Annotated in this window: 22 protein-coding genes and 2 pseudogenes; 17 read left to right on the plus strand and 7 right to left on the minus strand. The window is 67.9% G+C overall.

Annotated features, from left to right (window positions below; translation table 11 throughout):
• Nucleotides 1-31 precede the first annotated feature (31 nt).
• Together OG617_RS00370 and OG617_RS00375 are read left to right on the plus strand one after the other, a co-directional pair.
• On the plus strand, nt 32-1,018 hold the full coding sequence (locus tag OG617_RS00370; RefSeq protein WP_405097666.1) for an N-acetylglucosamine kinase: 987 nt from the start codon (nt 32-34) through the stop codon (nt 1,016-1,018).
• A gap of 741 nt (nt 1,019-1,759) precedes the next feature.
• Nucleotides 1,760-2,134: a VOC family protein gene (locus tag OG617_RS00375; RefSeq protein ID WP_405097668.1), complete on the plus strand. Its 375-nt coding sequence runs from the start codon at nt 1,760-1,762 to the stop codon at nt 2,132-2,134.
• Between the two features lie 138 nt (nt 2,135-2,272).
• Here OG617_RS00375 and gdhA read toward each other — a convergent pair whose 3' ends face one another.
• Complete coding sequence (gene gdhA, locus OG617_RS00380) at nt 2,273-3,619, minus strand: NADP-specific glutamate dehydrogenase (RefSeq protein WP_405097670.1); 1,347 nt, start codon at nt 3,617-3,619, stop codon at nt 2,273-2,275.
• A 335-nt stretch (nt 3,620-3,954) separates the two neighbouring features.
• On the opposite strand from gdhA, the gene OG617_RS00385 reads away from it, so the two are divergent.
• The 11 genes from OG617_RS00385 (at nt 3,955) to OG617_RS00435 (ending at nt 16,082) form a co-directional block, all read left to right on the plus strand.
• Entirely contained in the window at nt 3,955-4,080 is a 126-nt protein-coding gene (locus OG617_RS00385; protein ID WP_405097672.1) for a hypothetical protein, read from the plus strand.
• Nucleotides 4,081-4,408: 328 nt separating this feature from the next.
• Entirely contained in the window at nt 4,409-5,665 is a 1,257-nt protein-coding gene (locus tag OG617_RS00390; protein WP_405104051.1) for an MFS transporter, read from the plus strand.
• Between the two features lie 277 nt (nt 5,666-5,942).
• The gene (locus tag OG617_RS00395; protein ID WP_405097674.1) at nt 5,943-7,046 is read left to right on the plus strand and encodes an FAD-dependent oxidoreductase; all 1,104 of its coding nucleotides are present in this window, start codon (nt 5,943-5,945) and stop codon (nt 7,044-7,046) included.
• A gap of 8 nt (nt 7,047-7,054) precedes the next feature.
• Nucleotides 7,055-8,374, plus strand: coding sequence for a SidA/IucD/PvdA family monooxygenase (locus OG617_RS00400; protein WP_405097676.1), 1,320 nt, complete (start codon nt 7,055-7,057; stop codon nt 8,372-8,374).
• 3 nt (nt 8,375-8,377) lie between these two features.
• Nucleotides 8,378-8,743 carry a cupin domain-containing protein gene (locus OG617_RS00405; protein ID WP_387024337.1) on the plus strand — a complete coding sequence of 122 codons (366 nt, stop codon included), beginning with the start codon at nt 8,378-8,380 and terminating at the stop codon, nt 8,741-8,743.
• Nucleotides 8,740-10,338: a class I tRNA ligase family protein gene (locus OG617_RS00410; RefSeq protein WP_405097678.1), complete on the plus strand. Its 1,599-nt coding sequence runs from the start codon at nt 8,740-8,742 to the stop codon at nt 10,336-10,338. The genes OG617_RS00405 and OG617_RS00410 overlap by 4 nt, the downstream gene beginning before the upstream one ends.
• A 9-nt stretch (nt 10,339-10,347) precedes the next feature.
• The gene (locus OG617_RS00415; protein ID WP_405097680.1) at nt 10,348-11,592 is read left to right on the plus strand and encodes an ATP-grasp domain-containing protein; all 1,245 of its coding nucleotides are present in this window, start codon (nt 10,348-10,350) and stop codon (nt 11,590-11,592) included.
• A gap of 68 nt (nt 11,593-11,660) precedes the next feature.
• The gene (locus OG617_RS00420) at nt 11,661-12,752 is read left to right on the plus strand and encodes an S-(hydroxymethyl)mycothiol dehydrogenase (protein ID WP_405097682.1); all 1,092 of its coding nucleotides are present in this window, start codon (nt 11,661-11,663) and stop codon (nt 12,750-12,752) included.
• A 154-nt stretch (nt 12,753-12,906) separates the two neighbouring features.
• A complete protein-coding gene (locus OG617_RS00425) occupies nt 12,907-13,290 on the plus strand; it encodes a hypothetical protein (protein ID WP_405097684.1) in 384 nt (127 codons plus the stop codon).
• An 80-nt stretch (nt 13,291-13,370) separates the two neighbouring features.
• Nucleotides 13,371-14,624, plus strand: a complete 1,254-nt coding sequence (locus tag OG617_RS00430; protein ID WP_405097686.1) for an ATP-grasp domain-containing protein — start codon at nt 13,371-13,373, stop codon at nt 14,622-14,624.
• Between the two features lie 744 nt (nt 14,625-15,368).
• Nucleotides 15,369-16,082, plus strand: coding sequence for a hypothetical protein (locus OG617_RS00435; RefSeq protein WP_405097608.1), 714 nt, complete (start codon nt 15,369-15,371; stop codon nt 16,080-16,082).
• 321 nt (nt 16,083-16,403) lie between these two features.
• On the opposite strand, the gene OG617_RS00440 is transcribed toward OG617_RS00435, so the two are convergent.
• Nucleotides 16,404-19,982, minus strand: a complete 3,579-nt coding sequence (locus OG617_RS00440) for a DUF6531 domain-containing protein (RefSeq protein WP_405097688.1) — start codon at nt 19,980-19,982, stop codon at nt 16,404-16,406.
• A 65-nt stretch (nt 19,983-20,047) separates the two neighbouring features.
• Nucleotides 20,048-20,869, minus strand: a complete 822-nt coding sequence (locus OG617_RS00445) for a phytanoyl-CoA dioxygenase family protein (protein ID WP_405097690.1) — start codon at nt 20,867-20,869, stop codon at nt 20,048-20,050.
• 194 nt (nt 20,870-21,063) lie between these two features.
• Between OG617_RS00445 and OG617_RS00450 the strand changes: the two genes are divergently transcribed.
• From OG617_RS00450 to OG617_RS00465, 4 genes and pseudogenes are all read left to right on the plus strand, one after another.
• Nucleotides 21,064-21,465 (plus strand): hypothetical protein, encoded by a 402-nt coding sequence (locus OG617_RS00450; RefSeq protein ID WP_405097692.1) that lies wholly within the window; start codon nt 21,064-21,066, stop codon nt 21,463-21,465.
• Nucleotides 21,466-21,948: 483 nt separating this feature from the next.
• The gene (locus OG617_RS00455; protein WP_405097694.1) at nt 21,949-22,227 is read left to right on the plus strand and encodes a hypothetical protein; all 279 of its coding nucleotides are present in this window, start codon (nt 21,949-21,951) and stop codon (nt 22,225-22,227) included.
• Nucleotides 22,224-22,283, plus strand: a pseudogene (locus OG617_RS00460) (hypothetical protein); the annotation flags it as partial. The gene OG617_RS00455 and the pseudogene OG617_RS00460, both read left to right, overlap by 4 nt.
• 47 nt (nt 22,284-22,330) lie before the next feature.
• Entirely contained in the window at nt 22,331-22,498 is a 168-nt protein-coding gene (locus OG617_RS00465) for a hypothetical protein (RefSeq protein WP_405104126.1), read from the plus strand.
• A gap of 156 nt (nt 22,499-22,654) precedes the next feature.
• Here OG617_RS00465 and OG617_RS00470 read toward each other — a convergent pair whose 3' ends face one another.
• From OG617_RS00470 to OG617_RS00485, 4 genes and pseudogenes are all read right to left on the minus strand, one after another.
• Nucleotides 22,655-23,467 (minus strand): SDR family oxidoreductase, encoded by an 813-nt coding sequence (locus OG617_RS00470; protein WP_405097696.1) that lies wholly within the window; start codon nt 23,465-23,467, stop codon nt 22,655-22,657.
• Between the two features lie 289 nt (nt 23,468-23,756).
• Nucleotides 23,757-24,083 (minus strand): hypothetical protein, encoded by a 327-nt coding sequence (locus tag OG617_RS00475; protein ID WP_405097698.1) that lies wholly within the window; start codon nt 24,081-24,083, stop codon nt 23,757-23,759.
• Nucleotides 24,084-24,183: 100 nt separating this feature from the next.
• Nucleotides 24,184-24,456: pseudogene (locus OG617_RS00480) on the minus strand (cytochrome P450); the annotation flags it as partial.
• Nucleotides 24,457-24,609, minus strand: a complete 153-nt coding sequence (locus OG617_RS00485) for a hypothetical protein (protein WP_405097700.1) — start codon at nt 24,607-24,609, stop codon at nt 24,457-24,459.
• Nucleotides 24,610-24,822: the final 213 nt, after the last annotated feature.

Consider the following 24,822-nt stretch of genomic DNA (forward strand, 5'->3'; position numbering starts at 1 on the left):
GCAATGACCCCAAGGTTACGGGTTGGTAACGATGCCTGAGCTGCTAGCCGTCGACGCCGGTGGCACCTCGACCCGTAGCGTCGTCGTCACCGCCGAAGGCCGATGTCTCGGTTACGCCCGCACCGGCAGCGGAAACCCGACCTCCGCCGGACCCGAACACGCAGCCGCTTCGGTGGCGGCCAGTGCCGCGGACGCGTTGGCGGCCGCCGGCGTGCCAGCTGAGGAGATCGGCGGGGTCGTGTTCGCCATGGCCGGCGCGAGCCCGCACATGGACGTCGAGTCGTTCACCGCACCGCTGAAGGCACTCGGCATCACCGCGACCCCGGTCTTCGAATCGGACCTGCTGGCCACCTTCTTCTCGGGCACATACCGGGAGGCCGGCTACGCGCTCGTCGCCGGCACAGGCGCGGCGGCCATCAGGGTCGAGCGGGGGCGGCCGATCGCCACCGCCGACGGGCTCGGCTGGCTGCTCGGCGACGACGGCTCCGGCTTCTACATAGGACATCGGGTGGTCCGGGCGGCGCTGACCGAGCTCGACCGCCGCGGCCCGGCCACCGCGCTCACCGGGCTACTCCTGGACCAGCTCGGCCAGGCCGGTGGCCACGCTCCGGATCCCGACGGTCGCCCGGCCATCGTCTCGTACGCGCTCGACACCCTCTACGCGATCCGCCCGGTGCAGCTCGCCCAGTTCGCTCACCTGGCCTTCGAGGCCGCCGGCGACGAGATCGCCGACGAGATCGTCCGCGACGCCGCCGACGCGCTGCTGCGCACCCTCAACGCGGTGGTCACCCCCGGCCTGAGCGGCGTGATCACGCTCGGCGGCGGCATCCTCACCCGGCACCGCACGCTGGCCGACCGGATCGCGGCCCGGTACGCCCGGGACGGCACCATCGCAGAGGTACGCATCGTCCCCGACGGGGTGGTCGGCGCGGCCGTGCTCGCCCTCCGGCAGGCCGGAGCGACCGTCGACGAGGTCGTCTTCGACCGGCTCGCGACGACACTCGCGACGCTGCGCTGACGTGTACCTCCGGGCGATCAGGACGATCGGGGTGGGTGAACCTCCTGGCCCACTTCGACCCCGTCGATCACCAGTGAAGACAGTCCTGAGAACACCACCTTCGTAAAGATCATCGATCTTGCACACATGATCTCAACGACATCGACCACCTTCCGTCACCACCGAATGTGAGACAGAGCAGTTGGCGAGACAGCCCCGGACCAAGACCGCCGATCAGATCCTCACCAAAGCCAACCGTCAAAAGACCTCAGACACGCGACACTAGCCTGCGTCCGCGTACGACACAGGGGTGCGGCGAGCGACGTGGCAGTGCGTTGAACCGTCCTGGGCTTGAGTAGCCCAGGTACCGCACGGCCCTACTTGGAACCCGACCCCGAGCCGGGTGTGCTTTCCACGCTTGTTCGGACGTGGGTGTCCGGTCCCAGCGAAGCTGACAGTTTTCGGTGATCCGCGCAGTTGGGTCGAGGGATTCCCGGGGCGGGTGGCAGTTCCGGCCGTCGGCGTGGACGCCTGGAGTCAACTGGTCTTGCTCTCGCGCTGTGTTAGCCTTCGCTTGCGCCCCAGATGGGCCTACCCCCCGGAGGTTCTGGCTACTTCAGCCGCCACGCCGAGATCGACGCGACGTACGCGTTCCTCGCGCGGGACCCGGGGCGTCGGCGCATCGGGGTTTGCCATCGGTGCGGTTGGTGGACGCCGTGGGCTTCCGGTCGGGTCTTCGGATCGACCGAAAAGACGGTAGGCATGACAGTCACATTCAACCACACCATCATTGCCGCCAGGGACAAGAATGCGTCGGCCGCGTTCTACCGGGAACTGTTCGAGCTTCCGGAGGCACCCTCGTGGCGGCGTTTCGTCAATGTTCTGCTGGACGAGGGTGTGCTGCTCCAGTTCGCCGAGCCGCCGGTGGACATCCAGATGCAGCATTACGCGTTCCTCGTCGACGATGAGCTGTTTTCGCGATGCCTGGCGTATATCGAGGAGCGAGGCATCACGTACTGGGCCGACCCGCAGATCAAACGGCCGGGGGAGACCAACACCGAGCATGGCGGTCGCGGGGTCTACTTCAAGGACCCCGCAGGTCACGCGATCGAACTGATCACACGCCCGTACCTGTAGCAGATGCCCTTGGTCGGGCACCCGTCACCCGGTGCCCGACCAGAGCGAACATAGCCGGACCCGCGGCCACGGAACTCCACAGTCCGATCCGCCGCCCCACCAGCGAGGCCGTCGGTCAGTACCGTGATGACTTCCCTCTTAGATGAGCCCGTGGGCGAGCATCGCCTCGGCGACGAGCCGGAAGCCGTCGATGTTGGCTCCAGCGACGTAGTTGCCCGGCATGCCGTACTCGTCGGCGGTGGCGTAGCAGCGGGCGTGGATGGTCCCCATGATCTCCTGCAGCCGCTGCTCAGAATGGGTGAAGGTCCACGAGTCGCGGCTGGCGTTCTGCTGCATTTCTAGGGCGCTGGCCGCGACTCCACCGGCGTTGGCCGCCTTGCCGGGCGCGAACCGCACCCCGGCCTCGGCGAAACCCCGCACCGCCTCTGGCGTGGTGGGCATGTTGGCCCCCTCCACCACGATGGTGCAGCCGCCCGCGATCAGGGTGAGCGCGTCGGCGGCGGTGAGCTCGTTCTGCGTCGCGCAGGGGATCGCCACCTGGCAGGGCACGTTCCAGACCGGGCGACCTGCGACGAAGGTGGCGTGCCGGCGCGCGTCGACGTATTCGTCGATCCGTGCCCGGCGGACCTCCTTGACCTGCTTAAGCACGTCGACGTTGATTCCCTTGTCGTCGTGTATATAGCCGGAGGAGTCCGAGCATGCCACCACGGTGCCACCGAGCTGATGCACCTTTTCAATCGCGTAGATTGCCACGTTACCCGAGCCGGAAACCACCACCCGTTTTCCGTCGAGGCTGTCGCCGCCGTCGGCGCGTAGCATCTCCTCGGCGAAGAACACCGCACCGTAGCCGGTAGCCTCCCGGCGCACTTGGGCACCGCCGTAACTGAGGCCTTTGCCGGTCAGCACCCCGGACTCGTACCGGTTGGTGATCCGCTTGTACTGCCCGAACAGATAGCCGATCTCCCGGCCACCGACTCCGATGTCGCCGGCCGGCACGTCCGTATACTCGCCGATGTGCCGGTACAGCTCGGTCATGAACGATTGGCAGAACCGCATCACCTCCCGGTCGGAGCGGCCCTTGGGGTCGAAGTCCGACCCACCCTTGCCGCCGCCGATCGGCATGCCAGTCAACGCGTTCTTGAACAGTTGTTCAAAACCGAGGAACTTCACGATCCCTAGATAGACCGACGGGTGGAACCGAAGACCTCCCTTGTACGGGCCCAGGGCACTGTTGAACTCCACCCGGAAGCCGCGGTTGATGTGGACCTCACCGCGATCGTCCTCCCATGGCACCCGGAAGATGATCTGCCGCTCCGGCTCGCAGATCCGCTCAATAATCTTCGCTTCGGCGTACTCGGGATGCCTCTCCAAGGCCGGCACGACGCTGTCGAGCACCTCCCGCACCGATTGGTGGAATTCGGCCTCGCCAGGGTTGCGCCGCACCACCGAAGTGAAGATCGACTCTAGCTTGTCCTGTGCCGACATATATATACTCCTCGGTGTGCGACCATGGCCGGGTTTGCCGCGCGCGCTGGGCGACCCAGGTCACCTGCACCGCCACGACCACAGCAAGATCATAATGTCGCTGTAGGTAGCGATCGTCGTGGTACGGCAACTTCGGCATGTTGAGCGGGAAGCTCCGGCAGGACGAGGTTTCCTCACGGACCTTGTCCTTGACGGCGCTTCGTCGTGGTTCAGTGTGACATTCCCGCTGCTGGTCCCGTCACCAGCGGTGCCGTTTGGCGAGGTGACGGCGCTGCGGATGCGTGCCGCGGCCTGCTGGCTGGCGGCGATACCTGGCTCCTACCGCTGAGACCGTCATGTCCGCCGACATCGAGCAAGAGCGGCGGGCGCGCTTCGAGTTCCGGCTGGAGGCCCTCCTCGACAGCCTCGCCGCCATACTGGCCCGCTCCCGCAGCCGGCGAGCGGAACGGACGCCTTACTGACCGGCCAGCGGTGACGGTTGAAAGGACGCAGGTGGTGCCGAGAACACCTGCACCCGTGACGCCTGCTGCCCGGCCGATCGCCTGGTGTCCGCACGGTGGGTCTCCACCGCTCAACCACCCAGCCGTCATCCACCGTTCGGACGGCTAGCCAGTCCGCATCCTCGACCGACTCGCAGGTCGTGAACCTCCCGGCTGGCCCACCCGCGGCATCCGCCGGTTCTGGGCGCGCGGTCCGTGATCGACCGACCCTGGTCAGGGGCTGACGCTCATGCCAGGATGTCTCGGCAATCGCGCTTGTAGTCGCACTCTCCGAAGCAGAGGCTACCCAATGACCAGGACCGCCAAAGTGGGCACGGCCTTTGCGACCTTCGCAGCGGCTGCCAGTTTCTTGATTTCGCTCGCCGGTTCCTCGCTGAAAAGCACTGTCCAGGTCTTCTTCTTGAACATCGCGGACGGCTTCGACGTCAGCCGCGGCAGTCTGGCGATCGCGACCACCCTGTTCGCTGTGGTTACCGCGGTGACCTCGTCGGTGATCGGGCACCTCGCCGACCGGATCGGCGCGATCCCGGTGCTGGCGATCGGCACCGCCCTGAACGGCATCGTGTTGCTGCTCAGTGCCATGGCCACCGAGTTGTGGATGTTCGTCTTCACCTACGGCGTGGTCGGTGCCGTCGCGGTCACGATGCTCTCCTTCGTGCCGCTGGGCGTGCTGGCCGACCAGTTGTTCCAGGGGCGCAACAGTGGCCTGTTCTACGCGCTGCTGACCAACGGCGCGGCGGTGGGCTTCATGGTGCTGGTTCCCCTGTGGACCTACCTCGACAACACCATGTCCTGGAACAAGGTGCTGTTCGCCATCGGTGTGGTCTTCCTCGTCGTACTGCTGCCCCTGTCCCTGGCGTTGGTACGCCTGTCCATCAGCCGGCAGCCGGCCAGGGTGGCACCGAGGGTGTCGTTCTGGAGCGCGACGGCCACGACGTTCCGCCACCCGCAGATGCGCGCGCTGGTGCTGGCCTTCATCGGCTGTGGGACCACCATGGCCTTCATCGACGTGCACTTCTTCCCGCACCTGCACGACCACGGCATCTCGGATTCGGTCGGCGCCTCGGCGGTGGCGGTGCTGGGCGCGCTGGAAATCATCGGCGCGCTGGCCGCCGGACGACTGTGTGACCTCGGCTGGACGCGGGCCACGCTGATCGGCGCCTACGCGATGCGCGCCACCGCCATGGTCATGCTGCTGTTCGTCAACTCCCCGGCCACCGTCATCGCCTTCGGCGCGGTCTTCGGCGTGAGCTATCTGGCCACCGTGGTCGCCACGACGGTGTGGGTGACCCGGGCCCTGCCGCCCGGGGTTCGCGGCACCGCGCTCGGGGTGCTCTGGGCGGTCCACATGCTCGCCGTGGCAGCGACGAGCCAGGTCGGGGCGATTCTCGCTGACCTGCAGCACAGCTACACCGTCACCATCGGCGCGTCGGCGGTGCTGACGGCCGCCGCTGTGGTCCTGGTGGCCGTTCAGCCGAGCCCGGACGACCGCGTCGCCAACGCCGCGCCCCCGCTGGAGGAAGCGCGGCCGAACGTCGAGGTTTGACAGACGACAAGCGACACTTGGGTGCCTGCACGTCGGCAGGATCAAGCCTTTCGATGGATACGGCCGTGGTGGATGCATAGATGGAAGCCCTGCGCGCCCTGCACCAGGGATTCCTGATTGGTTGTCGGACCGTCGACCGATCTCTATCGTCTGCAACCACAGTTGCCACAGCGACACCTTCCCCCCACCTGTGGAGTCGGAGTGATCATGCGCGGGCTCGACCGGCGGTCCGCACGAGTTACACAGTTCGGCCCGCATGCCCGCCGAGCCTGATCCGATGCGGGCTCCAGTGGCTGTCATCGGCGGGGGCCTGGCCGGCTCCGTGCTCGCGCTGCGGCTCGCCGAGCAGATCGGGGGACCCCGCATCGAGCTGTACCTGGGCGCGGCGACGCGCGGCCGAGATGCCACCGTCGCCTCCGGTGGACTGGTCCGGGGCTTCGAGACGAACCTCGACGAGTGTCGGCTGGCGGCTGAGAGCCTCGCCGAGCTTCGCCGCGACCCCGCGCTGGCCCACGCAAGCGGATACCAAGAGTCGCCCTCCTACTATTTTCTGCGCCCGGAGGTCGATCCGGACCGCCAGCTCGCCCTGTTGGACGGCGCGCTCAGCGGCTCCGCCCGGCTGGTGCCAGCCGGACAGGTGGCGCGGGCCCTCGGCCTCGCCCCCCGGCCGGAGGGCACGTTCGCGGTCGTCGAGCAGTATGCGGGGCACATCCGTCCGGATGCGCTACGCCACTACGCCGTCACTCGGGCCACCGCATTGGGTGTTCGGGTACGCCAAGAGGCGGTCGCCTCGGTCGCAGCCGGGCCAGCCGTGACGGTGGGCGGCATCGTCCGACATCACGACGTGGTGGTGGTCGCGGCCGGTGCGTGGACCAGCGCACTGATTCCCGTGTCGCTGCGCACCCGACGAATCCAGTACGGCGTATACCCGCTGGCGCGACCCGACCTCGGGTGCCTCGTCGATGATTTGTCCACGTTGTATGGCCGGTCCTATGGAGTCGGGTCCGTACTGCTCGGTGTCGCCACCTCCGCGTGGGGAGCAGCTCCGGGGAGCGACCGCCCCGACCCGGCGTACGTGGATCGGGTTTCGGAGGTCGCCCGCGCCGTTCTCGGCCTCGACGGGCGGCTGCCGTCGCCGCGGTGGTCGGCCGCGGGCGTGGACTGTTTTGCCGATGAGGGCGGGCTGCGGCTACGCGCGATCGACAACATGCCGGGGGTGTTCAGCTTTGCCGGTGGGGCGGGGAGCGCCGCGAAGAGTGTTCTGGCGTCGAGCCGACTGGCCGCCGCGACGGTGTGCGTGGCGGCCAGCGGACAACCGCCACAGATGTCCATGCCCCCGGGGCCGGTTTGCCGGGAGCTGGGCGACCAGGCGTCAAGATGAGGGGCAGCATGGAGAGACACAAGTCAGTGGTCGCCGTGGGGGCCGGTCCGGCCAACCTCGCCTTTGCCGTGGCGGTCGAGGAGATGGCTCCCGACGTGGCCGACGAAACCCTGCTGGTGGACCAGTACGACGACATCGCCTGGCAGCGCGGGATGCTGCTGCCGTGGGCCCAGAGCCAGGTCGGCTTCCTCAAGGATCTCGTGACGCTGCGCAACCCACGCAGCCGGTACTCCTTCGTCAACTACCTGCACTCGACCAACCGGCTGGACGAGTTCATCAACCTGGGCTCGGCGTTGCCGTTCCGCCTGGAGGTCTCCGCGTACCTGCAGTGGGTTGCCAAGTCGCTGGAGCGGGTGCAGGTGGAGTACGGGCGGGCGGTGACGGCGATCACGCCGGTGTCGTCACGTGACGACGGGGTGTCGGATCGCTGGCGGGTCCAGTTCGACACCGGCGAGGTGGTCCGCTGCCGGAACGTGGTGATCGGGGTCGGCCGGGCCCCCAACGTTCCCGCCGCGTTCCGGGATCTGCCCGCCGATCGGGTGGTCCACAGCACCGAGTTCACCAGCCGGGTGGCGCAGCTCGACCCGAAGGCGGTGCGCCGGGTCGTGGTCGTCGGCGGGGCGCAGAGTGCTGCCGAGATGCTGTGGACGATGTACCAGCAGTTCCCAGCCGCCGAGTGCCGGATGCTGATGAGGTCAGCCGGGCTGCGTGGCTACGAGAGCAGCGCCTTCACCAATGAGCTGTACTTCCCGTCGTTCGTCGACCAGTTCCACGCCGGCTCCGCCGAGGCCCGGGCCCAGTTGTTGCAGGAGATGCACCGGACGAACTACGCCGGACTGGCCCCCGGCATGCTCGACTCGCTGTATCGCCAGATGTACCAGGACCGGCTGACCGGCAACACCCGGATCGTCATGCATACGCTCACCGACGTGCTCGCCACCCGGATGGAGGGCGACGAGGTCGTGTTGACCGTGCACGACCGGCTACGGGCGACGACCGACGAGCTCCGCGCCGACCTGGTGCTCCTGGGCACCGGCTTCGAGCAGGGCAAGCCGGCGCTGATCCGGCAGACCGCCGCCTCCGTGGGGGTACGCGAGATCACGGTCGACCGCAACTACCGCATGGTGACGCCGGACTCCGTGACCGCCGGCTGCTATCTGCAGGGCGTCAATGAGGCGACGCATGGCATCGCGGACTCGCTGATCAGCGTACTGGCGGTTCGCGCTGGCGAGATGGTGACCGATCTGCTCGCCCCCCGTGCCAGCACACCGGCGCTGGTCGGCACGGCGGCCGCCGGCGGCGTCCTCGTCGAGGGAAGGGATGACTGACTCATGGAGATCCGCAAGCTAGACCACCACGGACTCAAGCCCGACAACGGGCTGCGGGCGCAGCGGCTGATGCCCTGGGAGGCGTTGAACGCCCCCTTCGAGGGCTCCTGGTGTGTGGTGCCGCCCGGCGCCGAGTCCGGGGCGCACGGTCACCACGAGTACGAAATCTGGATCGCGTTGACGGGCCAGGCGGAGCTCGTCACCGACGCAGGCACCACGCCGTTCGTCGCGGGGGACGTCGTGCACTTCCCGCCACACGAGCGGCACCAGGTGGTCAACCGTGGTGAACAGCCGTTCCAGATGTATGCGATCTGGTGGGATCACGAGATGGCGGACCAGTTCGTCGAGCGCCACCGGGCCGTGTCATGAGCCTGGACGAACCTCCGGTGATCGTGGTTCCGGCCACGCCCACCTCCAACGGGGGCCTGCACGTCGGGCACCTGGCGGGGCCCTACCTGGCCGCCGATGTCTACGCCCGGTACCAGCGCGCGCGGGGCAAGTTTGTCATCCACACCACCTGCACCGACGACAGTCAGTCGTACGTGGCGACCCGCGCGGCGGGCCTGGGGGTAGCCCCGGCGGACCTGGTGCAGGATGCCACCGCGCAGATCGGACAGGCGTTCACCGCGCTGGGTGCCACCCTGGTCGGGCTGCCGCCGGTCGACGAGACCTACCGACGCACCGTGCTCGACTTCGTCACCGCCCAGCACCGGGCAGGCGCTTTCGAGCTGCGTACCGTCCGGTTTCCGTTCGCCCGACGGGCCGGGGTCTGCCTCTACGACGCGCTCGTCTCCGGCACCTGTCCGACCTGCCTGGCGCAGAGCTCGGGCGGCGCGTGCGAGGCGTGCGGACACCCGAACAACTTCGACGAGCTGCTCGACCCGTACTACACGCTCGACCCCACGGACGACGTCGAGCACCGCGAGGTGGAGATCCTCGTGCTGCCGTTGGAGCGACTGCGTAACCAGCTCGCCGACTACTACGCCCGGCACGCGCCGCGGTGGCGGCCGAACGCCCGCGACCTGGTCACGGAGCTGATGGCCGGCCCGCTACCGGATGTGCCGGTCACCGTGCCTGGCCACTGGGGGCTGCCGGCGCCGTTCGCCGAGACTCCCGGGCAACGGTTGTACCCGTGGATCGAGGCGATGCCGGCGGTCATCTACAGCACGTGGTGGTCGGCGGGGCAGCTCGGCCGGCCGACCGAGCGCACCGACCAATTCTGGCTCGCCGACACTCAACCTACGATCGTCTACTTCCACGGGTACGACAACGTCTTCCACTGGGGGATGCTCGACGTGGCCATGCTGCTGTCGCACCCGCAGCGGTACGCCACCCCGACGGTGACCGTGACCAATGAGTTCTACGAGCTGGACCGGTCGAAGTTCTCCACCAGCCGCGGCCATCTGATCTCTGCCACCGAACTGCTCGACCGCGTGCCACGCGACCTGGCGCGGTTCTATCTGGCCCTCACCGCCCCGGAGTTCCAACGCACCAACTTCACCGAGGCCGATCTGCGGAACGTGGTGGCCACCCGGCTGGTGCGGCCCTGGAACCAGCTGGCCACGGCGCTGGCCGAGCTGACCATCCCGGACGGCGCGGTGTTGCCGGTGAGCGCGGCCGGCCGCGCTCGGGCCCGGGTGGTGGCCGACCGGTTGCGCCGGCACTACCATGACGACCGGTTCAGCCCGGGCGGGGTCGCCGACACGATCGCCACCCAACTGGACCGCCTGGCGCGTGACCACATCAACTCGGACACCGCAGCCGACGTGCTGGCTCAGGTACAGACCCTGCTCGCGTACGCCGCGCCCATCCTGATCGACGTTACCGACACGCTGGCCGGTGCCGGGGTGCGGCTGCGGGTCGACGACGGGTCCGTGGACAAGGTCACGATGTTCCGGTTGCCAATGCTGCCAGCCACGTTCGACCAGCTGGCTCCCGGCGCTGGCGCCGGACGAGCATCGTAGGAGAACCAGATGAAGTTACTCGCCATCGAGACTTGTCAGTATTTGGAGTACTATCTGTCGCGTTACGCGCAGGTGGAAGCCCTGGGTGCAACACTCTACGTGCTCAACGGTGAAGGTAAGGCGGACTTCTGGCCCGCCGAGCGGTACCAAGTGGTCGGTTCCCGCCACATCGACGACATCATCGCCGCCGGGAAGCAGTGGCACCAGGCCGAGGGCTTCGACGGGGTGTTGACGTTCTCGGAGTCGTCGGTGATCACCGTAGCGGCGGTGGCCGAGGCCCTCGGCCTACCCGGCATTGGAGTCGAAACCGCGGTCAACTGCCGCAACAAGTACCTGATGCGGCAGGCGTACGAGCGGGCCGGAGCGCCCTCTCCCCAGTTCCGGCTGACCGGCACCCTGGCCGAGGCGCATGCCGCGGCGGAGGAGTTCGGCTATCCGGTCATCATCAAGCCCACGCACGGCGCCGGCAGCAACTTCGTGTTCAAGGTCGGCTCCCCGGCGGAGTTGACCGAGCGGTACGCGCAGGCGGAGGAAGGCAGCCGAGACATGTTCTGGGCGCGGTCCGAGCCGGAAGGGGTGGACCTCGGACCGAGCGGCCTGCTGGTGGAGTCGTTCCTGGACGGCGCGGAGTACCTGATGGAGGTGGTCGTCTGGGATGACGAGGTGTACCTCGGCTCGGTGGTGGACCGGATCACCATCGAGGGGCAGACCTTCGACGACGATGTCCACCACGCGCCGACGTCGATGAGCCCGCAGGACCTCGCAGCGGTGCACGAGGTGGTCGCTGCCGGGGTGCGGGCGCAGGGCCTGCGGCGCAGCGTGGGGCATGCGGAAGTACGGTTCCACGACGGCCGACCGCACCTTCTGGAGATCGCCGGACGGGTCGGCGGCGGCGGGCTCGACCTGATCGCCAGGCTGACCGCCGATCACGACCCGATCGCGGCGGCCGTCGACATCGCCTGCGGCGTGCGGCCCCGGGTGCGGCACTTTCAGCCCACTGGTACGCACACCGCGTCGATGTGTCTGATCTGCGCGGCCGGCACCATCGCCAGCGTGCACGTGCCGGCCGAGGTCAGCGAGTCGGAACAGACGTTCGACCTGAAGATCACCGCACGGCCGGGCGACGTCATCAAGCGCCCGCCGCACGGCAACACGATCCTCGGGTTCCTCGGCACCACCGGGACCTCACAGGAGGACGCCTTCGCCACGATGATCCGGTTCGCGGACCTGATCAAGGTGGAATTCGCCGACTGACCCCGGCCACTCCCCTGGCCGCCCCGCCCCCATACCAGCAGCAGCACGACAGACAAGGACGATGGTTCATGCCGCAGACAGTCGAGGCCGTGGTGTCGCTCGGCCCGGGCCAACCGGTGCAGATCCGCGACATCGTGGTCCCGGACCCGGGACCGGACGAGGCAACGGTGCGGGTGCTGGCCTGCGGGGTCTGCCACACCGACCTGCACTACCGCGACGGCGTCATCGGCTCTGGCTACCCGTACCTGCTGGGGCACGAGGCAGCCGGGATCGTCGAGCAGGTGGGTGACAACGTGACGCACGTCGTCCCAGGTGACTTCGTCATCCTCAACTGGCGGGCGGTCTGCGGGCGCTGTCGCCCCTGCCTGCGCGGGGCACCCGAGGCCTGTCTGGACGACTTCACCGCCAGTCAGCCGATGACGCTGACCACCGGGGAACCGCTCGGGGCGGCACTGGGCATCGGTGCCTTCGCCCGGCTCACCCTGGTCCACGCGGGCCAGTGCACCCTGGTCGACAAGGCGGTGGACCCGGCCACTGCCTGCCTCCTCGGCTGCGGTGTGATGTCCGGACTGGGTGCGGCGACGCGCACCGGGGGCGTCAGTCCCGGAGACACCGTCGCGGTGATCGGCTGCGGTGGGGTGGGCTGCGCGGCCGTGGCCGGCGCGCGACTGGCCGGGGCGACAACCATCGTCGCTGTCGACATCGATCCGCGAAAGCTGCCGATGGCCACCCAACTGGGCGCCACGCATGTCGTCGACGCCAGCCGGGAACCGGACGTGGTCTCCAGGATCCGACAGATCACCGGTGGGCTCGGCGCCGACGTGACCATCGACGCGGCCGGGTCGCCCGAGACATGGAGCCAGGCTTTCCACGCGCGCTCCATCGGCGGCACCTTCGTGCTGGTGGCCAGGCCGGACTCATCGATGCGGCTGGAGATGCCGCTGCTGGACCTGTTCCTGCGGGGCGGCACCTACAAGACCTCCTGGTACGGCGACTGCCTGCCCTCCAGGGACATGCCGATGTTGGTCGATCTACACCTGCAGGGCCGGCTGCCGCTCGACCTGTTCGTCACCGAGCGGATCGGCTTGGGCGACGTCGAGGTGGCGTTCGAGCGCATGCGCCGTGGCGACGTGCTGCGCAGCGTCGTCCTGCTCGATTGACCACCTCGGCGGCTGGCGAGCGCCCGTCGGCCGCCGAGGCCCGGTGACTCGCTGGTCTCTTGCGTGTCCCGGCGTCTGGCGCACCGCCAGAGCCACTCACCTCGACCGTACCGCTATCGCCGGCCCAGGCCGTCCACCCGTTCAAGGAGCACGCGTGCCCTCACCCAACGCCACGGCCCTCTCGATCAACTATCACGGGCGCCGGTTCCGGCCGGTCGCGGACGGCAGCGGGGAGCACAGCCGCGTCGCGAACTACTGTCAGGATGGCGACCTGCTCTGGGGCGAATTCACCGGGGGTCACGCGCGCCGGGGCACCCTCGCCGGGCAGTGCCAGCCCGACGGCTCGGTCGACTTCGCGTACTGCATGGTGCTCGACGACGGGCGGATCATCGTCGGCGAGTGTCACAGCACCCCCGAGATCCTCCCCGACGGGCGCATCCTGTTGCACGAGACGTGGCAGCGCCACGGCGCCCACGCCGCCAGCGGCGTATCCCAGATCGAGGAGATCCCCGCGTCCCCGCCGGACGCGGACACCTGACCTACCCGGTGCCGACCCGCGCGGTACCGGCGGACACCCGGCCCTGCATCCTCGCCTCATCACACGCCAGGAGTTGCCAGATGACCTCCATCACCGGAGCCGCTGACCGACCCAGGCTGCTGCTCGTGGCCAGCGGCATGCAGGCCTATCGGGAGTACCTGCTCGCCTCCCTCGGCTCCCATTACCGGGTTCACCTGTTCCACACGGTGGAGCCGACCTGGGAACTCCCCCACCTCGACGGCTGGACCGTGCTGGAGAACACCATCGACGGGCAGGCGATGGCAGCGGTGGCACGCGGGCTGCACGAAGAGGCGCCATTCGCCGGGGTTCTCTGCTGGGACGAGGGACGGATTCACGCCACCTCCCACATTGCACAGGAGCTGGGTTGCCGTAACGGAGACCCGCTGGTGATCTGGCAGCTGCGGGACAAGGCCCAGACCCGACAGGCGCTCGGCCGCGCCGGCGTGCCGCAGCCGAAATCGGTCCCGGTGAGCACGGTCGAACAGGCACTTTCGGCGGCCGACTCGATCGGCTACCCCATCATCCTCAAGCCCCGTGGCCTGGGTGCCAGCCTCGGTGTCGTGCGGGTCGACGACGCCGAGGCACTGCGCCGGTTCTTCCCTTTCACTCGGGACACCCCCGCGCCGGACCCGGTCCGCTACAGCACCGACGCGCCGGTCCTGGTCGAGGAGTGTGTGACCGGTGAGGAGATCAGTGTGGATGCCGTGGTGACCGACGGGCGGGTCGTCCCGCTGTTCGTCGGTCGCAAGACCGTAGGGTTTCCGCCGTACGCTGAGGAAGTCGGTCACCTGGTGGACGCGACGGATCCGCTGCTGTACGACGACGGGTTTCGCGCGCTGCTCCAGCACACGCACGACGCGCTGGGCTTCCGCGACGGCTGGACCCACACCGAGTTCATGCTCAGTGCCCAAGGCCCGCAGCTGATCGAGGTCAACGGCCGGCTCGGCGGCGACCTGGTCCCGTACCTCGGGCTGCTGGCCACCGGCCTGGACCCGGCCCTGATCGCGGCCGCGGCAGCCTGTGGCCGGTCCTCGGCGACCATTCCGACCCGGCGGCGGGTGGCCGGGGTGCGCTTCTTCTACGTGGACGTCGACGACACGACCATCGGCCTGGTGACGGTCGACCGTGCGCAGCTGCCCGCCGCCATCGACCAGGCGGTGGTCCTGGCCGACCCGGGCCGGACCGTGTCGCCGCCGCCCAAGGGCACGGTCTGGGGACGGATCGCGTACGTGACTGCGGTGGCCGACACTGCGCAGGAGTGCCAGGCCGCACTCGACATAGCGACGAAGGCCGTGCACTACACCAGGGCCTGAGGGGGTGGCTCGGTAGGTGATGTCGTCCACCACGAGCACCTGCCCTCCATACTCCCTTGCTCGGAGTCACACCAACCACCACACTCCCGGCGCTCAGCGGAGTACTGGCGACGCGACCGCTCATCGACAGATGGGCGCAACGAGAAAACCGTGCCGGTTGCACCGGCTGGAACCACGTCGACCGGCAGCAATACCGCCGCCAATCTCCTCACCCAAGCTGCCCCCAGGACACAGTGTTGCACTCCTCGCCCTGTCCGAGGACCGGGCGCAGGGTCATTGCGTAGTCGCGGGTGCGGTTCCTGGTTGGCCCAGGGACCGTGGCCGGGGCGGGGCTGTGGGCGCGGCGGTCGATGCTGTGGGGCGGCGCCTATGGAGCTGAGTCGTTTACGTCATCACCGCCGGTCGGGCCACCGCCGTCGCGTCACCCACCGCCCAGTCGGGTCGTCGCTTACGATCGCCGAGCGCGGCGAGCGCGGCTGATGTCGTATCCGACTCAGCTCCATAGGCACACGTGCCGTGGAGCGGCGCCCACGCCAGAACCCCCAGACCTCCTGATCTAAGCGCTCCCACCCGACGTCGCAATCGCTCTGCGACCGGGCGCAGCAGCAACCGCTGGCGCCTGCGTCAGAGTCGCCCGGTCGTGGGCGGCCCTTACTGCCGCTCAGCCACCCCTTCAGTACACGGAAAGGGTCCTACGCACTAGCATTGCCGCAGTCTGGGACGGCTCTGCTGAAACGAGGCGAAATGCGTTGGCTCCAGCGGTTGCTGGGCGGCGGGCGGGTCCAACTCGATCCGGGACGGCAGCATGCGCTGCTACGGGACGTCCAGTACCGGTACGGCGCCCACGCGCAAATCCGGTTCCCCGAGCAGGTCCAGGCGATCACCGGGATGCTGAACGGCGACGACGGCTTGGTGGTGGCGGCCCGGATCGTGAGCCAGGTCGCCGACGAGGCCCACACGGACCTACAGGCCCAGGCCCACGAAATACACCGACGAACGGGCCGGCGGCTCCTGGTGCACCGCCGGAACTACCGACCGCTGTGGAAAGAGGCCGGCCCAGCCCTACGCTGGCCACTGTTCACTTTGCCGTGCGGCTTCCACCCGTACGCGCAGGTGGCCGCCGCCATCGCGGTGGTCGGCAGCCAGGCACCCCGGCTCGACCGGGTGACCAACCCGAACCCGCTTGTGACCCGCGTGTTCGAGGTGCTCGACCTCACCACCGCCGGCTGGGAGTACGGCCGAGTGCGAGTAGACACCGACGCCGCCGCCCTGGCCGATCGACTGATCTCAAGCGCCGGACAGGTCCTCGCAGCCATGGGCGACCCGCCCCGGCTGCCACCTCCGATCCGTGAGCTCATGCGCCGCAACAACACCCTCGACGTGCACGATCCGACCAACTCTCGGGCAACAGGTGGGATCAATCTGGGCGCGAAGATGCGCGAGCACCTGCTGGCCTGAAGACGCCGCGGCGATCGCCCCCAGTTGCCCAGCCGGATGTGAACGCCCTCCAGGAGACGCACTCCGGCCGGAGGCGCCACCATTGCGCGCCCGTCTGGTACTCCCCTGCGATCGCGTCGACCACCTGCTACTCGTCGGCGCCCGCTGGCACACTGTGGCCGGAGCCGAGCCGGTCGCGGGCCTGTGCGTCCAGCATCGTGTAATCAGTCGGTGATCGCGGCGATCGACGACGCGCCGAATGACCCTGGGGTGCACGGTGACCAGCACGTGCTTCCGTGCCGCTCCCGCAGCCACCCGTTCGCAGCCCGCAGCCTCACGGCCTCATTGGGGACCGCGGGCATCTCGGCACGTGCCGACTCCATCACGACCCCCACCCGCAAATAGGCGCGCGTCGAACCCGTCAACGTCAGCGTAAACCTGCAGGTGATGATGAGAAAGAAACAGAGAGCCTATCCATTTATCTGCCGTCTTCACCCACGCTGCTTCTTCGCAGTTCAAGAGCCCAAGAGGATCGTTGGCGATAAAAGAAATCGGGACGTACGCGTGAGGGTTTGACGCAGACGTCAACCCTAGGGGGTGAGGGGAGAGATAAACGCCAGTCTCGGGATCATAATAGCGGTGATTTCCGTAGTGCAGCCCTGTTTCTTGATCGCAATACTGACCGGGAAATCGCAGCGGGGTGGTCGCGGTGTCATGCTGCCAGGAGGATTGCCCCCACAGTGTGTGCTGCTGGTTGCCGACGAGGGCCCCGTCGGGGGAGACGAGCTCGATCGGTGCACCACTCAGGCCTGTGACTACAGAGTAGAATTCTTCGTCGATTCTCTCCTCTTCGGAATCTGCGCGGATAACGGTTCGCGAGGCCTGAGTGAGCGGGATGGACGAGTCATTCCGGTAATTCCATGTGGTGACCTTCTCGCTATCTCTGCGGAGGTCCTCCTGCTCGGCGACTACTCCCCCGTCCCACGAGAACTGCGTCTGCTCCAGTAGCTCGCCGTCAGACGAAAGATGACGCTTGCCGATGCGCCGCCCAATGGGATCGTATTGATAGTGCCACTTGCTCCCGTCGGGGAGGGCGACAGAGAAAAGCCGGCTGTCAGCGTCCCACGAATAGCGCCAAGTGTCAGTATCGCCGGATATCCGAGTTCGCGTCCGCGTTATGACGCGCCCGGCGGCGTCGTAGCGGTAGCGGATGTTCCCGGCCCGGGTGGTTAGGGTTCCGTCTATCTCGCGGGGCCCTTGCGATGCCATCTCCAGGGTTCCGGCAGCAGGACCAGTGGCCGAGGCCGGCCAGACGGCGTTCACGATGTTGCCCGCAGGATCATAGTCGTACTGCTCCGACCATCCGTCACCTCGGCCAGTAACGGCGGTGACACGCCCGGCGGAATCGAGGCGGAACGCCCGTTCGCCGGTGAGCAGGTCTTCCAAGCCCGTGACGAATCCGTCTGGGCTGTATGTATACGCGCGCCGTTGGAGGAGTTGCCCCGCGACCATGGATCCTTCCTGACTGGAGGAAGCAGCCGAGCTGGTGAGGGCCTGAGTCACGAGGCGACCGAGTTGGTCCCATTCCTGGGTGAGGACAGTTCCTCCGGGCAGGTCCCGCTGGACTTCCCGTCCGGCGGAGTCATAGCCGAACCGTAGTTCCCTGCCGTCGGAGGTGAGTGCCGAAGGCATTCCGGCGGCGTTGTAGACCCAGGCAGTACGAGCCCCGGACGGAGTGACGCGGCTCGCTACCTTTCCGGCCGCGTCGTAGGTCTTGGTGACTGCGCGACCGTTGCAACTTTCGGTGACCACCCGTCCGAGCGAGTCCCGGACGAAGACCAGGTCCACGTCGTCGTTTTTCGCGCTCACGAGGCGGCCTGCCGGATCGTAGTCGAACGTCGTCACCGCACCCTCTGCGGGGTGATAAGAAGCCAGTTTGCCAAGCAGATTGTAGGCGAACGAGGCCTCATGGCCGCTGGCGTTCACACGGTGTACGAGCTGTCCTGCGGCGTCATACCAGTACTGGGTGGTAGCTCCGCTGTAATCGGTCTGCGCACTCAGCCGGCCGGCGGAGTCCAACTCGTATTGCCACTTCAGCCCGCCGTGGGTTACCGATGTGAGGCGGCAGTTGTGGTCATACTCGAGCTCGCTGCATGTACCGCCCGGCCAGGCGATCGACGCAAGCTGATTAAATGGCCCGTAGGTGTTCGACGTGACCGATCCCGTGGCGGAGATCCGTCGCAGCAGGTTCTCTTCACCGTCCCAGGCCCAGGACTCGGTTGACCCGTCCGGCTGGGTCCGGGAGACAGGGAGGCCATCCGTCGTCCATGCATAGGCCGTTGTCCCGCCGTCGGAGCTCATGGCACGCACGACTCGTCCTAGCTGGTCGCGCTCGTACCGGGTCGTTTCGCCGGTGGGTTTGGTGACGGTCACGGGCATCCCGGCGGGATCGCATTCCATCGTGGTGACCGCGCCATCCGCACTGCCAACCTCGGCGAGATGCCCGCGGCTGTCATACCCGTACTTGAGCACCGAGCCGTCGGGCGCAGTCAGTTCGGTGAGATTGCCGTTCTTGTCGAAACCCTGCAGCCAGAAACTTCCGTCCGGCCCGGTAATCCGTGTCGGGAGGCAGGCCTCATCGGCTTCGACGTGGGATTCGCGACCGTCCGGATTGGTTACCGAGAGCAGGTTTCCGCGGTCGTCGTAGGCATATCGCGTGACCCTGCCGAGGGGGTCGGTGCGGACTGCGACACGGCCACGTTCATCGTATTCCGTCCGCACCGTTTTCCCGATCGGGTCAGTGATCGCGGCAACTTGGGCAGACTCGGTGATCGCGTAGGAGGTGACAGCTCCGTCGATGTCGGTCCAGCGGGTGATGCCGGGCTCGTAGGCGAAGGTGCCGGATAGGACACCGTTGGGGCCTTCTACGCGGACGCACCGGCCTTCGGAGTCGAAGGTGTAGTGGCAGGAGTAGCCGTTACGGTCGGTCCAGCCGGTCAGACGGCACGCGCCGTCGTAAGTGAACCGCCGCGGCAGATCGGAGGAGTTGATGACTCCGGACAGGTTGCCGGAAGCGTCGTATTCGAAGCGGCGCAGGGGGATGTCGTCCTGACCGTCGCGGCCGGCGAGGGCCAGCGCGGTGACGCGCTCGTCGGTGACCGATACCAGGACGCGGTAGCCGCCGGAGTGGACGATGCTGAGCGGGCGGCCGACCGCGTCGTAGCTGAAGGTGATCTCGTGGCCTATGCGGTCCGTGACCGAGATCAGGGGCAGTTCGTCGTCTTCATATCCGGCCCGGCGTTCGAACTGCCAGGTGAGGCCGCGCTGCGGGTCGCTGATGGCGTAGGAGCCGTCCGGGTTCTGCCGCAACGGCCATGCGGGGCCGGCTACCGGGATAGAGGGGGGATCACCGGCGCTGCCCGGGGATATCCACGTCACAATCTCCCCGTCGGCGAACCTCGCGCAGATCCGTTCGCCGGTCACCTGCAGGCGCTGGTCAAGGCTCGACATCCAGGACCGTCCGAACCACCGGCCTGCGCGGAAGGACGACCTGTGGGCACGCTCGAGCACGAGGGCCAGGACGCCGGGCAGCGTGACATCGATCTCGGCCAGAATGACGTCACCGGTCGCCACGTCCACGAGATCGTTGACGTCAGGCATAATAGTCTCCACCCCTGTCTTGCTGATGGCTTCTTGTTCCCATTTATCGGCTTCCTCAAGCTTTGCTCGCCGGTGCCGGTGGCGCGCTTGCCGACGTAGTACGCGCAGCGACAGCGGCCGACCGGACAGATTCAGATGGGCCGTGGAGCACCAGGTGTCGTTGTTGCCCGACACGCACTTCGCCTCCGGGCCGGCCAGGACGCCGGCGTGCGAGAAGGCGTCGAACCCCGCAGCCGGAACCGCCCCGAAGGCCTTGGCCATGCCCAGGCCGCGAGTCCGCAGGCCGGCGACGAGCGGATAGCCGTAGAGCTACCGAGATCTCACAGCTACCGACCCTGCTGACCGGTTTCACCGGACGACGGCACCAACCCTCGCAGCGGCGCGAAATCGTACCAGGGATCTTGCAGGGCCTGACCCCACGTCGCCTCGTGCCCCCGGCGCCGGATCCTGAAGTAGACCGTGCGCCGAACGGAATCGCCAGTGTTGTTGCCGCCGTTGTGGCCGAGGAGGTAGTGCTTCAGCAGCATATCGCCCGGACGACCGCGCACCATGTCTCGCTCCGGCAGCTTGACATTCGGGTAGGTCGTGAAGGCCTCGGGTCCACGCTCGCGGAAGAGTTGTGCGTGATCGCGGTGTGTTCCCGGCCAGACGAAGAGGTTTCCCGTGTCATCGGTTGACTGGTCGGTCAGGAAAAACCCGGCGAGCATGGTGAATGTCCATGGGGGATCACCGGGTTTCCGCCCCTTACCGCCGTCGATGTGCGGCTTCTCCCGGGCGTCCTTGAAGGGCGGGTAAGTCAGTGCGGTCTGTACTGTCTCGGGAAACTCCAGCGCACCGTTCCCGGTGAGTCCTTCGGCGAGCGAGAAGGCTGAGGTGTCACGCAGCAACGCCGCAAGCACCGGCGCATCCTCCAGCTGTTGGAACCTGTAGACCACCCCAACGTGCCCTTCCGCCGGCGGCCGGGCGCGTAGCTGCTCATCGACCGCCGCGTTGGCAGCGGCTATCAGGTCCGGCGGCACGACATCCGGGATCACGATGTAACCGCGCTCGGCGAACTCTTCCAGCTGTTCACGAGTCAGCACCCGTTTCACGCTCAACGCCGCCTGCCGGTCACGACTCTTCGGCATGGCTTCGGTCGGATCAGCCACGGAATCTGCCACCCACCCCTCTGTCACGGCTGCTGTCTCGGGTACCCTGTCGACGCTAGATCGCGTGAGGAGGGATCCATATCCCTCGGTCTGACAGTTGCCTGCGGGGCAGGTTCAAGCGGTCGCAACCTTCCGTTTCGCCCACCCGCTCGGGCGGGCGCGCCCTGCTCGCCGCCCTCGACAAGATCGCGAGCGTGCCCGAGAATCTCGGCGACATCCCGCGCGCCGAGGCGTTCAAGCGGCTCGGCCAGCGCCTGCACCCGCACACCTTCCCGTTCGCCGCGCTCGCGTTCGCGGTCGCCCGCGGCGAAGTGCCCGCGGCATCGCTCGCCTCGCGAGTGGAGGCACCGTTCGCCGAGGGCAACGTCATCGGCGCGGTGAGTCTGCTCGGGGCCGCGCCCGGCATGCTGCTGCGCCAGGTCGACCGGGCCGCCTTCCGGCTCGCCCCGGCCGCGGTGCGGCAAGGTCGGGCGTGCGTCACGCAGGCCTCCGGCCGCGTCCTGCTCTCGCTTCGCGAGCACCTGGCGCACCGAATCGACGAGCCCGCTCCGTACGCGAAGCGGATCTTCACCGGGCGCGGTGGACACGCCTGGTGACGCCGGACATGCGCCCGCCCCTGGTCTGGACGTGATGTAGGACGCGGATGGCTTGGACGATTGTGGTGGCGCGTCGGGGGCAGCAAGGCTGCTTGGTCAGGGCTTTCCAGCGCTTGAGGGTGGCGACGGCGCATGCGTCGTACTCATCACCCGGTTTCGCCTTCCTGTCCGGGAAAAATGCGATGACCAGTGGCCGAGCGAGATAAATCGCAGACTAACCGGCGAGTGCCGCGGTAACCATCCCTCAGATTGACTGCACGTGGTCACCGCGAATGAGGCGGCCCGACGTTTCCCGGGAAGGCTGAATCGCGTCAGGCCGCGGGCCGCAGCCAACGGTCGACTCGGGTGGGGAAGGCGTTGCCGCCCCAGTCGCTCAGCGGCAACTCGGACGTCCGGCACTCTACGACATCGCCCGGTTCGACACCATCGGGTGAAGGTGCGTTCACGAGGCCCTCCCGGGCGGCCGCGGCAGGGTGGGAATCCATGCCGGCGGAACTCCGCACCCGGCCGGGCGGAACGCTCGGCGTCCTCGACCCGCGGACCCTGTCATCGCGGGACGGCGTGACCGCGCTGCGCGTGGAACTGGCCACCCCCGGCACGTCGCCGGTCGACGCCGCACTGCACATCCTCGCCGCAGAGCTCAACGCCATGAAAATGTCCCTGAGCTCGGTCGAGGAGCCGGCCACGGCGATCGCCGCCCACCGGCGCTTCGGCGATCTGATCCGGGCAACCCCCGTCCCTGCGCGCATCGAGACGACATGACAGCCCGCTTCATCACCGTGGCCGCGGAGGTTCTGGCCGCCCGAGCCGGGCGTGCGGTGGACGATCCGGAGCCCCAGAGCGTCGCCGCCGCGCTGATCGGGCTGTGGCGCGCCAGTTCCACAACCTGCGCCGGCACCTGCGCGCGGACAGCATGCCGGACCAGAGCCACGAGGCCGTCACGGCCGACATCCGGCGCGCCGCCGAGCTCATCGAACCCCGGATCGATTCCTTCATTGCCGATGAGCGCGCCGGCACCGCCTCGGCGCAGTGACCGGCACGCCCGCCTTTTCACGGTGAAGTAGCTGGATTCGCGCCGCGAGGGCGATGAGAAAGTTGAGGAAGGCCAGGATCGCGGCGGTCGAGCGCAGGACGCTGGCCCGCTGCCGGCGCAGGTTGACCGGTCATCAGGAAGGAGAGCAGCAGGCAGTCAGCTGAAGTCTTTGACGTGGTCCTCGGCCCACTGCCGGAACGAGCGGGCCGGCACCCCGGTGACCTCCTCGACGGCGGACGTCACGACGCACGGAGCCGCCAGGAGCTCGGTCAGGGTCCGGATGAGGAATTCCGGCATCTTTGGCTCGACGTCCTCCGGAGCCAAATCGACGACATCGATCGGCCGCCCGATCACCGCTCCGATCGTCTCGATGTACTCCTGCTGCGTCAAGGCTTGCGGTCCGGTCAGCCAGTACGCCTGCCCCTCGTGCCCGGCGCCGGTCAGGGCGCGGACCGCCACGTCGGCGATGTCGCGTTCGTGGATCGACGCGGTGCGCCCTTGCAGGAACGGAACACGCAACACTTCCCCGGCCTGGATCGCCCGAGCAAAGCTGAGCTGCTTGGTGGCGAACGTGGTCGGGCGGAGGAAGGTCCACGCGATTCCGGACTCCTGCAACGCCTCCTCCACCGCGGAGTGCTCTTTCGCGCTCCGGCTGTGTTTCATGGCGGGTTCGACCACCGCAGCCGACGACAGGAACACGATGTGTTCCACCCCGGCCGCCCGCGCCGCGCTGATGAACTCGGCGATGCCGCCCGGGCTGGCGTACAGGAAGACCTTCTTGACGCCCTCGAGCGCCGCCGGCAGAGTCTCCGGCTCCTCCAGGTCGAGGCGGACCATCTCGACGGCGTCCGGCAAATCGCCGGTCCCCGGCGTCCGGCTGGTACCCCGGACCGAGGCTCCGGCGGACACAAGCCCAGCCACCACATGGCTGCCCACACTGCCGTACGCGCCGATGACAAGAACAGACATGGCTTCTCCAAAGGGTTAGCGGGTCGACGTTCGAACGAATCGCCGCCGAACGACAGTATCCAAATACTCCAGCAGCAGCAGGTCTGCCCCGACCGGGATCGATCGGAGCTGAGCTGCTCGACGGCCTTGATTATAGAGCCCAGTGATGCGGCGCTCGGTGGCATCGGCGCGGGTGGCCCCCGCCGCGACCAAGGCTGACGGCTGGACAGGAACGTTAGCAGAAGACATGAAGACCCATCCATTGAGGACGTTTCCGAAGCCGAGCGAGTTGACACAGCTGCAGCTCGGGTCATCGATGATTACCTGCTTCGCCGCGGAAACGTCCGTGAGTGTCTCGAGCGGGCATACCACGTTCGCGCAGTTCGTTCAGCACAACGACGTGTTCGACACCCAGGTGCCGACCGACTCGCGCCAGCGACCAGCCGAGGTTGTAGAGATGAATAGCGTCGTCGACCTGGCCGGGCGACAGGCCACGCCAGCTCGCGCCGCCGTAGCGAACAAGCCGGGAAACCGCCGATACGCACGTCTCTTCGCCATGCCCGGAAATCGGGAAGAAGCGGCGGCAGCCAGGCCGGGTCCTGGCGCAGCCGCACCGAGGGGTCTCCAGGTCGTGCATCAGGGTGCCCGCGCGCCAGCGGAGGGTGTCCGGGTCCGCGGTCGGGCGGATGGCCGGGGAAGCGGTCGAGCAGGGCGCCGATGGCGACCTCCCCTTCGAGGCGGGCGAGCGGGGCGCCGACACAGTGGTGGATTCCGTGGCCGAACGCCGGGCGGGTGATGTCCAGCCGGTCGGGATCCGGAAAGCGCTCCGGGTCGCGGTTCGCGCCCAGCGGTGAAATCAGGACGAACTGGCCGACCGGGATCGTCACGTGCCCGATCTCGACGGGTTCGGTGGTGAAGCACAGGCTCGCGAAGTGCAGCGGGCCGCCGAAGCGCAGGAACTCCTCGACCGCTCCCGGCAGCAGCGCGGGGTCTTCGCGCAGGGCCGCCAGCTACGCGGGCTCGCGCAGGAGAGCCAGGACGCCGTTGCCGATGAGGTTGACCGTGGTCTCGTGCCTCGCGACGAGGAGGAACGCCATCGAGACGAATTCGACCTCGGACAGCGAGTCGCCCTCGTCGCTGGCGTGGACCAGGTCGGACAGCATGTCCTCGCCCGGGCCCTCCTGGACGAAGTCCTCGTCCAGCTCGGTCAGCTGTCCTGCCTGCCCATGTGCGTACCCCCGAGTAGCTCTCAGCGTTCGCCGAGCGCGGCGATCACCCGCTCGGACACCTCGGTCGGACCGTCGACGTCGAGGAGCAGCGGCGAGCGGGGGTTCGTGTCAGGTGCCTTGGTTCGGTCGTGGTGGTTTGGGCTCGTG

This window comes from Micromonospora sp. NBC_01412, from assembly GCF_045040215.1.
GTDB classification, from domain to species: Bacteria; Actinomycetota; Actinomycetes; order Mycobacteriales; family Micromonosporaceae; genus Micromonospora; species Micromonospora rubida.

What these genes read in the sequence shown, in the direction of transcription:
- OG617_RS00370 (WP_405097666.1), top strand. Translation starts at nt 32, where the DNA reads ATGCCTGAGCTGCTAGCCGTCGACGCCGGTGGCACCTCGACCCGTAGC.
- OG617_RS00375 (WP_405097668.1), top strand. Translation starts at nt 1,760, where the DNA reads ATGACAGTCACATTCAACCACACCATCATTGCCGCCAGGGACAAGAAT.
- gdhA (WP_405097670.1), bottom strand. Translation starts at nt 3,619, where the DNA reads ATGTCGGCACAGGACAAGCTAGAGTCGATCTTCACTTCGGTGGTGCGG.
- OG617_RS00385 (WP_405097672.1), top strand. Translation starts at nt 3,955, where the DNA reads ATGTCCGCCGACATCGAGCAAGAGCGGCGGGCGCGCTTCGAGTTCCGG.
- OG617_RS00390 (WP_405104051.1), top strand. Translation starts at nt 4,409, where the DNA reads ATGACCAGGACCGCCAAAGTGGGCACGGCCTTTGCGACCTTCGCAGCG.
- OG617_RS00395 (WP_405097674.1), top strand. Translation starts at nt 5,943, where the DNA reads ATGCGGGCTCCAGTGGCTGTCATCGGCGGGGGCCTGGCCGGCTCCGTG.
- OG617_RS00400 (WP_405097676.1), top strand. Translation starts at nt 7,055, where the DNA reads ATGGAGAGACACAAGTCAGTGGTCGCCGTGGGGGCCGGTCCGGCCAAC.
- OG617_RS00405 (WP_387024337.1), top strand. Translation starts at nt 8,378, where the DNA reads ATGGAGATCCGCAAGCTAGACCACCACGGACTCAAGCCCGACAACGGG.
- OG617_RS00410 (WP_405097678.1), top strand. Translation starts at nt 8,740, where the DNA reads ATGAGCCTGGACGAACCTCCGGTGATCGTGGTTCCGGCCACGCCCACC.
- OG617_RS00415 (WP_405097680.1), top strand. Translation starts at nt 10,348, where the DNA reads ATGAAGTTACTCGCCATCGAGACTTGTCAGTATTTGGAGTACTATCTG.
- OG617_RS00420 (WP_405097682.1), top strand. Translation starts at nt 11,661, where the DNA reads ATGCCGCAGACAGTCGAGGCCGTGGTGTCGCTCGGCCCGGGCCAACCG.
- OG617_RS00430 (WP_405097686.1), top strand. Translation starts at nt 13,371, where the DNA reads ATGACCTCCATCACCGGAGCCGCTGACCGACCCAGGCTGCTGCTCGTG.
- OG617_RS00435 (WP_405097608.1), top strand. Translation starts at nt 15,369, where the DNA reads ATGCGTTGGCTCCAGCGGTTGCTGGGCGGCGGGCGGGTCCAACTCGAT.
- OG617_RS00440 (WP_405097688.1), bottom strand. Translation starts at nt 19,982, where the DNA reads ATGGCCAAGGCCTTCGGGGCGGTTCCGGCTGCGGGGTTCGACGCCTTC.
- OG617_RS00455 (WP_405097694.1), top strand. Translation starts at nt 21,949, where the DNA reads ATGCCGGCGGAACTCCGCACCCGGCCGGGCGGAACGCTCGGCGTCCTC.
- OG617_RS00470 (WP_405097696.1), bottom strand. Translation starts at nt 23,467, where the DNA reads ATGTCTGTTCTTGTCATCGGCGCGTACGGCAGTGTGGGCAGCCATGTG.
- OG617_RS00475 (WP_405097698.1), bottom strand. Translation starts at nt 24,083, where the DNA reads ATGCACGACCTGGAGACCCCTCGGTGCGGCTGCGCCAGGACCCGGCCT.
- OG617_RS00485 (WP_405097700.1), bottom strand. Translation starts at nt 24,609, where the DNA reads ATGCTGTCCGACCTGGTCCACGCCAGCGACGAGGGCGACTCGCTGTCC.